This is a genomic window from Elstera litoralis, assembly GCF_000963705.1.
Classification (GTDB): Bacteria; Pseudomonadota; Alphaproteobacteria; order Elsterales; family Elsteraceae; genus Elstera; species Elstera litoralis.
This window is the reverse complement of the sequence record NZ_LAJY01000054.1, coordinates 1-10,599: the sequence shown is the minus strand read 5'-3', so window position 1 is coordinate 10,599 and position 10,599 is coordinate 1. Positions and strand designations below refer to the sequence as shown.

General features: G+C 63.9%; 8 protein-coding genes. 5 read left to right on the top strand and 3 right to left on the bottom strand.

Annotated elements, in window-relative coordinates; genetic code table 11:
* The 5 genes from VZ95_RS03020 to VZ95_RS03000 form a co-directional block, all read left to right on the top strand.
* On the top strand, positions 1-696 hold a 696-nt coding region (locus VZ95_RS03020; RefSeq protein ID WP_045774565.1), incomplete at its 5' end, for a hypothetical protein.
* Between the two features lie 8 nt (positions 697-704).
* Entirely contained in the window at positions 705-2,579 is a 1,875-nt protein-coding gene (locus VZ95_RS03015; RefSeq protein ID WP_045774564.1) for an MFS transporter, read from the top strand.
* Between the two features lie 15 nt (positions 2,580-2,594).
* On the top strand, positions 2,595-4,778 hold the full coding sequence (locus VZ95_RS21485; RefSeq protein ID WP_052711435.1) for an adenylate/guanylate cyclase domain-containing protein: 2,184 nt from the start codon (positions 2,595-2,597) through the stop codon (positions 4,776-4,778).
* 57 nt (positions 4,779-4,835) lie between these two features.
* On the top strand, positions 4,836-6,308 hold the full coding sequence (locus VZ95_RS03005) for a hypothetical protein (protein ID WP_045774563.1): 1,473 nt from the start codon (positions 4,836-4,838) through the stop codon (positions 6,306-6,308).
* Positions 6,308-7,273 carry a patatin-like phospholipase family protein gene (locus VZ95_RS03000; protein WP_045774562.1) on the top strand — a complete coding sequence of 322 codons (966 nt, stop codon included), beginning with the start codon at positions 6,308-6,310 and terminating at the stop codon, positions 7,271-7,273. Before VZ95_RS03005 ends, VZ95_RS03000 begins: the two co-directional genes overlap by 1 nt.
* Positions 7,274-7,276: 3 nt before the next feature.
* Here VZ95_RS03000 and VZ95_RS02995 read toward each other — a convergent pair whose 3' ends face one another.
* From VZ95_RS02995 to VZ95_RS27900, 3 genes are all read right to left on the bottom strand, one after another.
* On the bottom strand, positions 7,277-7,936 hold the full coding sequence (locus VZ95_RS02995; protein ID WP_045774561.1) for a DsbA family oxidoreductase: 660 nt from the start codon (positions 7,934-7,936) through the stop codon (positions 7,277-7,279).
* A 37-nt stretch (positions 7,937-7,973) separates the two neighbouring features.
* The gene (locus VZ95_RS27905; protein ID WP_269747048.1) at positions 7,974-8,921 is read right to left on the bottom strand and encodes an efflux RND transporter permease subunit; all 948 of its coding nucleotides are present in this window, start codon (positions 8,919-8,921) and stop codon (positions 7,974-7,976) included.
* Positions 8,818-10,599 (bottom strand): efflux RND transporter permease subunit (locus VZ95_RS27900; protein ID WP_269747047.1); only part of this gene is annotated, 1,782 nt, incomplete at its 5' end. The genes VZ95_RS27900 and VZ95_RS27905, both read right to left, overlap by 104 nt.

Here is a 10,599-nt window from a genome sequence, read left to right as displayed (position 1 = left end):
CTCGTTCTGCAAATCAATCGCAGCTTGGTGGATAAAACATACGACAGGCTGGCAGAAACGCGCTTTCTGTTTGTATCCCAAAGCTTAAAAACAGCCTTGGAATTGAATATCGGTCTCGGCTTCCCCTTAGCGGAACTTCGGGTGAGCCAAGAATTGATCGAACGCGAAAAGGCGGACGACGATCAAATTCTGGCGATTGAAGTACTGGATGATAGCGGGCGAAGCCTGTTCAGTACCGATCGCGGCACCGTTGGGGAAGAGGCCCCGGCCGACTGGTCCCAAGCCATTCAGGTCATGGGCGGCCAACGCTGGACGGTTATTGAGCGCGACGCCATCGTCATTGGCGTGCCGATCGTGAACGACTTCGAAAAAACGGTCGGCTATGTCGCGCTTCAATATGCCAAGACCTATTTCGATCAACGCATCGATGCCTTCACCGAAAGCTTGACCCTGTGGGGGATTGGCATCTTTGCCGTTCTCGCCTTGGTTCTGTTGGTGAGCACGATGGGCTTTACCGCTGCGTCGGCTGCGCGGCCGCGCGCGCTTTTGGCGATTTTCAGCGGCGAGGCCCCACCCGCGCTCAATGGCGATCCCCTGACCCATCTGGCGGTCGCCGCACAAGAAAAGATCGAGAGTGCCGCCGCTTATCTGGACTCCCGCGCTAAAGATCTTCAGCGATTGGATGACGAACTGTGAGCCGTTCTATGGACAAACAGCCCTTTTCGCTGCGCCTCACGCTGCTCAGCGGGCTCTTGTTGCTGATTGCAACGGGGGCGCTGCTTTGGGCGGCCAATCGCACGGTTACGCCGTTGCTCGTGGCGGAAATGCAGAAGAACAGCACCGCTGTCGGGCGCTCCCTCATCAAGCAGTTTAGCAGTGCCGTTACCGCCGGCATCCCGCTGCACAAGCTGGCGGGGGTGACAGATATGCTGGGGGAAGTGCTGGACGATAACCCCAGCCTGAGCGGGATGGAAGTGATCGACCCCGCCGGCAAGCTGCTGTTTTCGGCAGGTACCCGGCTTCCGGCCGACGGCCAGGGCGGATTTTCGCCGCTGACGCACCCGGTTATCAGCACGCTGCCCATTCAGGTGAACGGCAGCAAGGTCGGCACCTTGCGCGTCGGGAGTGATTTAAGCTTCACCGTTGATCGGCTCTGGCTTTATCTCGCGGCAACCTTGGGGATCATCGTAGCAAGCCTGCTTTTGATTTTCGAGGTTGTCCGCCTTATTTTGGCCCGCGCCATTGATGCGCCCTCCCATCAGTTAGGCACAGCGTTGCAGCATGTTCTGGAGGGTGATTTCAGCACTGTGCTTGCGGCGAACGTCCCTGGAACGATGGGGAGGGCCATTCGGCGGCTCAATACCAACCTCCGCACTGTCGCCGATCGCTTCGAGCGGTTTGCCGCCTCGGCCAACGCCATTCGCGGGCTCGATCTCGACGCCGCCTCCGCCGACCGCTTGTCGCACATGCTGGAGGATGCCAAAACCCGCTTCCCCACGCTCGCGACCGATCATCGCAGCTTGGCGACGCCAAGCATCGTCCGTCCCGATGGGCGCTGGGTCATGCTGATGCTAACGATCGTCAGCGAAGCCGTGCGCCCGCTGGTTCCCTTCGTCGGCAGCGACCGCGTTCTGGGAGGGCTGGAGCCTTCGCTGTTGGCGGCGGTTCCGTTGGGGCTCGCGCTGGTTGGGATTGGGCTCGGCACCGTCGTCGCCCCCTTGGTTCGCCCGCAGCGGGCCGCCCTGGTCTTTCTCGTCAGCGTTTTGTTGTTCGCGCTGAGCCTGGTTGCGACGGCGGCGACGCACAGTGCGGTCGTGTTCTGGGCGAGTCGCTTGATCGGCGGCATCGCCATCGGCATCGCGTGGCGGATGCTGACCGTGCGCTACCGCACCGATATTCAAGCCGATAAGAACATTATTCTCGTGGCGGGGCTCGGTTTTCAGGCCGTCGGTCCTGTCATCGGGGCTGTTTTGGGCGAAGGGTTGGGCACCAATCCCGCCCTCTGGCTGATCGCCGTCGCTGCAAGCCTGTGCGCGGTCTATGGCTGGAACAGCCTGCGCACGACCGCCCTCGTCGCCGAGGCACCCGCATCGGACGAAATCAGCACGCTCCCCAGCCTCTGGGGACCGGCAACCTTGGCGGTGATCGCCGGGGCGCTGCTCTTTCAAGCTTTGCCAGTTCTCGGGCTGTCGAGCGGAACCCTTTTGGCGAGCGTCCCGCATTTCGTGGCCTTCGGCCTCGGGCTCTTGATCTCGGCCTCGGTTCTGCCGAACTCGGGGCGTCGCTTGGGCGCGGGGCTGCTGCTGGCAACCTTGGCGCTGGCGGTTTTTGTTCTGCTGCCGGATGTTCTGATCTGCGCGGCGGCTCTGTTGCTCTTCGGCATCGGTTGGGGAATGGCGCGGCCCGTCCGGCCCGTCGCCGGATTGCTGCTGATCGATATGGCGGGGGGGTTGATTGGCGTCAGTCTCGGTGCCTTAGTGGCATCAGCCAATAACCCGCTTGCGCTCCTCCTTCTGGGAGTTCCGGCGCTCGTGATGGGCTTGGGCCGTCTCGCCCGCCCGCAACCTGTAGCCCGATAGGAGCCATTACCGCCCATGTTACTCCGCACTCGGGTCGTCCTTATTGTCGCTGCCGCCTTCGTGCTGTTGACCGGCGGTCTTGTTGCAGCCAGTTGGCAGCGCGAACGGTTGGTGGAGGATCGCCGGGCCGAGGAGACCTTTCAAACCCAGTCGCTCCTCTGGTCGAAAATTGTCGAGCGCTACGAGCAAGACCTGCGCGCGGCGTTGCGCTCGCTTGCCGCGCCTGCCTTGGCCGACGCGTTGGCTGCGGGCAATCACGCCGATGTTCAACAGATGGTCTCGGTCGATATCGCCCGGCTGCAAGCCGCAAAGCGGATCGATCAGATGGAAGTCGTCGATACCGCCGGCGATGTTCTGCTGACGACCGCAAGCGGCTTTCCCCCGCCGACGCTTCTCGATGCCGGGACGATCAATCAAGTCTTGAGCCAGGCCCAACCGATGGCCCTCGTGCAGCAGGACAGCAGCCGCCGCTTCCGCATCACAGCGGCCCACCCCTTAACCAGCGCGCTCGGGCAAGTCTCCGGCATTCTGGCCGCCGCCGTTGATAGCGACCGGGCGCTGGAGGAACTCAGCGCGGGGTTGGGGGGGGATGCCTATATTCTCTCCCTACGCAACCGCGTCGCCCACGGCACCAATCAAGCGCTCGCCAAAGAATTGGCCTTCGATCTGCCGATCCGCCAACGCTATATCGAGCACCGCACCGTCGTCGGGCGGCACTATCAAATTGCCTCGGTCCCCCTGCTCGATACGGTTGGCCGCGTCGTCGGCGCACTGGTGACGGTGAAAGACGTGACCAGCACGGTCGGGCGCGTCGATCGGGTCGGGCTGGTCAGCGGGCTGCTGGTCGGCATCGGCGTTATTCTGATCGTCGCCTTCCTCATCTGGTATCTGCGCCGTTCGTTCGGGCCGCTCGATGATGCCATAACCGGGCTCAATGCCCTGTCGCGCGGCGACACCTCTGTGCAAATCTACGCGCCGAAGAACGATGAAATCGGCCGCATCGCCGCCGCCGTTGAGGTTTTCCGCGATCACGCCCGCACGCTCGACCGCTACCGCGACGAGCGCGAACGCCAACGCCGCCGCCAGGAACGCATGATCCGGCGGCAGATGCTGGCGCTTGCCGATACGCTGGATGAGGAAGCCCGCCGTGAAGTTCTGGGCGATCTCGAAGCCATCGTGCGCGAGCGCCGCGATTCTGAAGCCGCGCACGATCCCAACCGGGGCGATGAAGATCAATTGGCGCTGCTCTCGTCGGTGCTCAAGCAGCTCTGCAATCGCATGTTGGCCGATATTGCCGAACGCCGCAAAGCCGAGATGATCCGCGAGACCTTCGGTAAATATATCGATCCGCGCGTGGTCGCGAGCTTGCTGGTTGACCCGAACATCGGCGGCGAGCAGCAGGTGATGACCGTCTCCTTTGCCGATATGCAGGGCTTCACCAATCTGTCGGAACGGCTCAATCCGCGCGAATTGGTTACGATTCTGAACGATTACCTCACGCTCATGTCGCGCCCGATTAAGGATCAGCACGGCATCGTCGATAAATATATGGGCGATGCGGTGATGGCCTTCTGGGGGCCTCCCTTCACGATGGATATGTCGCAAGCCTCCGAGGCTTGCCTTGCCGCGCTGGAGCAGCGGGAAGAGGTGCGTGCCTGGGTCAATCAACTCGTGCGCAGTGGCCGCTTTACGCACGAGATCGAAGGCATCGACATTCGCTGCGGGATTGCCACCGGCGAGTTGATCGTCGGCTCCATCGGCTCGGAACAGTCGCGCACGTATACTGTGCTGGGCGATACCGCCAATCTCGCCGCCCGCCTGGAAACCGCCAATAAGGCGCTCGGCACCCGATTGCTGATTTCCGGCGCGACGCGCGAGCTTGCGGGCGCACGGATCGAAACCCGCGAGATGGAAGAAATCGTCGTGATGGGCAAAACGGAAGCGGTGAAGGTCTACGAACTTCTCGCCGAATCCGGCAAGCTCGACGAGCATACCGCTCGCCTGCGCGACCATTTCGAACTCGGGTTGCGGCGCTATTATCGGCGCGATTGGCAAGGGGCGATGGCCGCCTTCGAGGAATGTCTGACCCTACGGCCCAACGATCAACCCAGCAAACGCCTGCTGACGCGCTGCACTGCCCTGCGCCAAGCCCCGCCGCCCGATAGTTGGACGGGAGCCTGGACGCTGCTGGAGAAATAGGGGCTCGGGGCGAGCGGGCCTCTGCCCTTTCGGGGGGCAGCCGTGGTAAACTGACGCATGCCCGTTACGCGCGATCCCGTTACCCCGCTTTACGATCTGCCGATCCCTTGGACCGAGCGGCTGCAAACGCGGCTCGACCGGCGGCCCTGGCTCGGCGCGGCGCTGCTCTATGCGCTGCCCGTGGGGCTGATGCTGCTGGCGCGGTTGCTGCTGGTGCCGACGCTTTCGGAAGCCGAAGCCGCCCGCTTGCTCCAGATGCGCGCCTGGGTCTGGTTCTACGGGCCGGAGGTGTCGCCGCTGCCGCTCTGGCTCGGGCATGGTCTCTTGCGCCTGAATTGGCCCCGTTTGGCCGTTCTGTTGCCCGACGCCGTGACGCTCTGGGGCGTGTTGCTCACCGGCTACGCCGTGGCGCGCTTATGGCTATCGCGCGCCCAAGCCCGGTTTGCTGGGGCGAGCCTGCTGCTGCTCACCCCGCTCGGGCTCGCGTTTCCCTCCGGCGAACCGTTGGCGCTCTTTGCCTGTTGGGCGATTTTAGCGCTGGTCGGGGCTTCGGTGCGCACGCTGCGGCGCGGCGGTTGGGGGAATGGGGCACTGCTGGCGGCCAGCCTCGCCTTCTGCTTGACCGGCGGGCGCGGCGCGTTGCTGTTCGCCCTGGTCTTTCTGCTCTCGCTCGCCATCGACCGCGACCTGCGCGTCACCCGCCAGCGCTACCGCATACCGCTGGCGCTGGGGTTGGTGGCGGGACTGTTAGGAGCGCTCCCCTATCTGGTTGCGGGGCTGACGGACTTGCGGGCATCGCCGCTGCTGCTGCTCTTCCCGCCGCCGGAGATGATCGAAGCGTTTCCGCGCGCCCTGCTGCACGGCTGGTCGGTGCTCGCCGAGCGGGCGGCGATGGATCTTCTGTTCTGGATCGGTGCCGCGCTGCTGATGGCCCCCGCGCTGCTGCGCCCGAGCCGCGCGGTCGATCTTTGGCCGGGGGTGATCGCGCAAAGCTGTGTCGCCACGCTCATTCTGCTGGCCGGGGCCACCGTGCTGGAGCGCGGGCCGATTATTACCGACAGCGGGCCGCTGGCGTGTTTGGTGCTGGTACCGCTGCTGATTTTCATCGCGCTCGACCGGCTGCCGCTGGCGGCGTGGCGGCGGCTGGCGGTGGGCGTGCTGATTGGGGCGGTCGCCCTGCTGGGGCCGCTGACGCTGCTGATCGAAGACCGGCTGCTGCTGCCGACCTGCGCGACCTGCCGGACCGATGCCGATTTTAAGAGTTTCACTCGCCAGCTTGCCGAAAGCGGGCGCGGCCCCTTTCTGGTGCCCGATCCGTGGCTGGCGGGAAACCTAGCGCTGCATCGGCCCGACCTCATCGCCGCGCCCGGAAAAAGCGCCTGTACGTTGCTGACGATGGACGCCACCCCCGCTCCGCCGCTTGGCAGCACCCTCGGTCCGGCGACCGCCCTGCTCTTGCCGCGCCTGCGCTATACCGGCGCGCCGCTACCCGTGACCCTCGCCCCGATCCAGCGCGGTGCCTGCCCCTGATGCGAGGCTATCCCCGGATTCTCACCATCGATGGCGGCGGAATGCGCGGCGTGCTGCCTGCGACCTTCCTCACGGCCTTTGAAGCGCGCTTCGGCGGGCCGCTCGGCGCAGCGTTCGATTTGGTGGCGGGAACCTCCACCGGCGGGATCATCGCCGCCGCCTTGGTGCGGCCGGAGGAGCCGGTGCCGGCGGCGGATATCGCCGCGATTTATCGCCGCGCCGGGCCGCATATCTTCGGGCGCAGCCTGTGGCGGGCGCTCGGCACCATGAACGGCGTCTCCGACGAGAAATACGACGCGCGCTTTCTCGAACGGGTGCTGGCCGACACCTTCGGCGGCCACCGACTACGCGCAGTGACATCCCCAGCCCTCATGCTGACCGCCTATGATATCGAACGGCGGCAGTCGGTGCTGTTTCGCTCTTGGAACGCCGAGACGCCCGACAAGGATTATAGCCTGGCCGACGTGTGCCGGGCGACCACGGCGGCCCCGACCTATTTCGAACCGGCGCTGATTCGCGCTCAAGACGGCTCCGCCCGCGCCTTTATCGATGGCAGCGTGTTCGCCGCGAACCCAACGCTCTGCGCGCTGTCGGCGGCGATGGACCTCTATCCGGGGGCGAGCGGCTATCTCATCCTCTCGCTCGGCACCGGCCAGCAAACCCAACCGCTGCCCTATCTTCAGGCGAAGAACTGGGGCCTTGCCGGGTGGGCACGCCCGATCACCGACGTGATTCTCGATGCCTCGTCGGAGATTATCGACAGCCAAGCGGCGGAAATGGTCGGCGATACCCATTTCCGCTTTCAGGTTGATCTCACCGGCCATCACGCTGCCCTCGACGATGCCCGGCCCGAAACCATCGCCCGGCTGGAAACGATGACCCTAGCGGAAGTTGCGCGTGACAGCGACCGGGTCGACCGTTTCCTCGCGCTCAATCACTGGCTGCCGAGGTATCGGCGGAAGTAGGGTTTAAGCGTTTGCGGCCGGTTGCAGTGCCTGCCCCATCGCCTCCAACAGCCGTTCCAACGGTTGCGCGCCGATCACCGAGGTTTTACGGTTGAAGATATAGACCGGCACGCCGTCGATACCGCCCTTTTGGGCGGCGTCGAGCATGCGGCGGGTATCGTCCACGCCGAGATCGGAGGCGAGAAAGGCCGTTGCCTCATCCACCGGCAAACCCACCTCACCCGCAAGCTGGGCCAGCGTCGCAAGATCGCCCAAATCCGCGCCTTCGCGGAAAAACGCCGGGTAGAGCCGCGCCGAGAGGGCCAACCCGCGCCCGTGCGTGCTAGCCCAGGCGACCAAACGATGCGCGTTCAGCGTATTCGGCTGGCGGGTGATCGTCTCGAATTTGATCTCCAGCTCCTCCATCGCCGCCACCGAGGCGACGCGTGCCCACATCCCTTGCGCGGCCTCCAGCGAGCCGAACTTGGCGGCGGCATAGGCGTCGCGCGCCATGCCCTCGGCGGGCATATCCGGGTTCAACTCGAAGGGCCGCAGGGAGATGCGGACGGGCAGGTTCGGCTGTTCTTGGCGCAGATGGTTCAGCGCCAACTCCAGCCGATAGCGCCCGATCCAACACCAAGGGCAGACGTAATCGGCGACAAAATCGATAATAAGACCGGTCATGTCCTACCCTTAATACGCGCCGCGCGAGAAGAAAAGCTCACTCTGCCGGACGATTGGAAGGCACGCCGGGCGCTGCCAGCGCCGGCACCTGGGCGAGCGCCCGGCGGCGGATGTCCTGGTTCGGGTCTTCCTCCTCGGCCTGCACCGGCTTGGCGCGAAACCACGCGGCGTAGAGCGCCGGCAAGAACAGCAGCGTTAAGAAGGTCGCCACGGTCAACCCGCCCATGATCGCGACCGCCATCGGCCCCCAGAAGGCACTGAAGGAGAGCGGGACCATTGCCAGAATTGCAGCGGCGGCGGTGAGGGCAATCGGGCGCGCCCGGCGCACCGTGGCATCGATAATCGCATCCCACAGGGCATGGCCCGCGCGCACATCCTGTTCGATCTGATCGACCAGGATCACCGAGTTCCGCATAATCATCCCGGCCAGCGCAATCGTGCCGAGAGTGGCGACGAAGCCGAAGGGCATGCCGGTTATCAGCAGCGCCGCTGCGACCCCAATCAGCCCGAGCGGGGCGGTGAGCAGCACGATAATCAGCCGTTGGAAGGACTGAAGCTGAATCATCAGCGTCGTCACCATAATCATCAGCATCAGGGGCATCATCGCATTGATCGAGTTCTGGCCCTTGGCGCTTTCCTCCACCGCGCCGCCAGTATCGATGCGATAACCGTCGGGCAAACTCGCGCGGATCAGATCGAGTTGCGGGTTGATTTGCGCGGTAACAACCGGGGCTTGCGTGCCGTCCCAAATATCGGCGCGCACGTTAATCATGGTTTCGCGGTTGCGCCGCCACAGCACCGGCTCTTCCAACTCATATTTCACCGTCGCGATCTGGGCGAGGCTGACCGAGCCGCCGCTGCTGGTGCCAACATTGATGCCCTCAAGGTCGGTCAGCGATAGGCGTTCGGCCGGAACCGCGCGGGCGACGACGGCGATAAGTTCGGTGCCCTCGCGGAACTGGGTCACGTTCAAGCCGGTGAGCAGCGTGTAGAGCGTGGTCGAGAGATCCTGCGGGTTGACGCCCAGGGCGCGCGCCTTTTTTATGATCGACCTCCAACCGCACGGTTTTGGACAGCTCGTTCCACTCCAGATTGACATTGGCCGTATGCGGGTTGGCCCGCATCGTGTCGCGCACCTTATAGGCGATCTCGCGAATCTGCGCCGGATCGGCCCCCAAGACGCGGAACTGCACGGGGAAGCCGACCGGCGGGCCATTCTCCAGCCGGGCGATGCGCAGCAGCCCTTCCGGGAACTCGTTGGCGAAGGCTTTTTCCAGCTTTTCGAACACGATTTCGCGCTCGTGCAGCCCCTTCGTCATAATCACGAACTGGCCGAAGTTGGACTGGCGCAGTTCCGGGTTCAGCGGCAGATAGAAGCGCGGCGTGCCTGCGCCGACGTAGGAGGTGTAATAGGCGACGTTGGGATCATCCTTCAGCAGGGCTTCCACCCGCGCAACGGTGGCTTGGGTAGCAGCAATCGCGCTGCCGCCGGGCAGACGCACGTCGACCATCAGTTCGGGGCGCGAGGCGGAGGGGAAGAACTGCTGCGCGACTTTGCCAAAGCCGATCACCGAGGCGACGAAGATCGCGAGCGTCACCACCAGTACCGACTTGCGCCAGCGCACGCAGAAGGTCACGACGGACCGCAAGGCGCGGTAGAGGCGCGTATCGTGCGGATCATGGCCGCCGTGGGCGCGGTCCTTGAACTCGGGCAGTAGCTTATAGCCGAGGTAGGGGGTGAACAGCACCGCGACGACCCAGGACACGCCGAGCGCAATCGCCGTCACCCAAAAAATCGCATTGGTATATTCGGCCACGGCGGATTTGGCGAAACCGACCGGAACGAACCCGGCGGCGGTGACAATCGTGCCGGTCAGCATCGGAAACGCCGTGGAACTGAAAGCGAAGGTGGCGGCTCTCACTCGGTCGTAGCCTTCTTCCAGCTTCAGCATCATCATTTCAACGGCGATGATGGCGTCATCGACCAACAGGCCGAGGGCGATAATCAACGCGCCCAGCGAAATGCGGTGCAGGTTGATGCCCACCATCGACATAATGAGAAAGGTGATCGCCAGCACCAGCGGCACCGACAGCGCGACGACAATCCCCGTGCGGAACCCCAGGCTGATGAAACTGACCGCGAGCACAATGGCGAGCGCCTCGGCCAGGGATTTCACGAACTCGGAAATCGAGGCGTCCACGACCTTCGGCTGGGCGGCAATCTGGTCGATCTCAATGCCGTGCGGAAGCTCAACCTTGATTCGTTTCATCATCGCATCGACCTCGCGGCCCATATCGATAATATTCCCGCCCGGCTCCATCGACAGGCCAAGGCCGATCACCGGCTTGCCATTGAAGCGCATTTGGAACGTCATCGGGTCTTCATAGCCCCGGCTAACCTCGGCGATATCGCCCAAGATCTGCACGCGGCCATTGGCGACGATGGGAACGTTGCGCACGTCATCGAGATTATTAAAACTATTGTTAACCCGTAACGAAATCCGTTCCTTGGCGGTTTCGATGATCCCCGCTGGAGCCACGGCGGCTTGGCGCTGGAGCGCATCGAAAATCTGGGTCGGGCTGATGCCTAAGGTCGCAAGCTTGGCGTGGGAGAATTCCACGAAGATTTTTTCGTCCTGGGTGCCGTACAACTCAACCTTGCC

What these genes read in the sequence shown, in the direction of transcription:
- VZ95_RS03015 (WP_045774564.1), top strand. Translation starts at nt 705, where the DNA reads ATGGACAAACAGCCCTTTTCGCTGCGCCTCACGCTGCTCAGCGGGCTC.
- VZ95_RS21485 (WP_052711435.1), top strand. Translation starts at nt 2,595, where the DNA reads ATGTTACTCCGCACTCGGGTCGTCCTTATTGTCGCTGCCGCCTTCGTG.
- VZ95_RS03005 (WP_045774563.1), top strand. Translation starts at nt 4,836, where the DNA reads ATGCCCGTTACGCGCGATCCCGTTACCCCGCTTTACGATCTGCCGATC.
- VZ95_RS03000 (WP_045774562.1), top strand. Translation starts at nt 6,308, where the DNA reads ATGCGAGGCTATCCCCGGATTCTCACCATCGATGGCGGCGGAATGCGC.
- VZ95_RS02995 (WP_045774561.1), bottom strand. Translation starts at nt 7,936, where the DNA reads ATGACCGGTCTTATTATCGATTTTGTCGCCGATTACGTCTGCCCTTGG.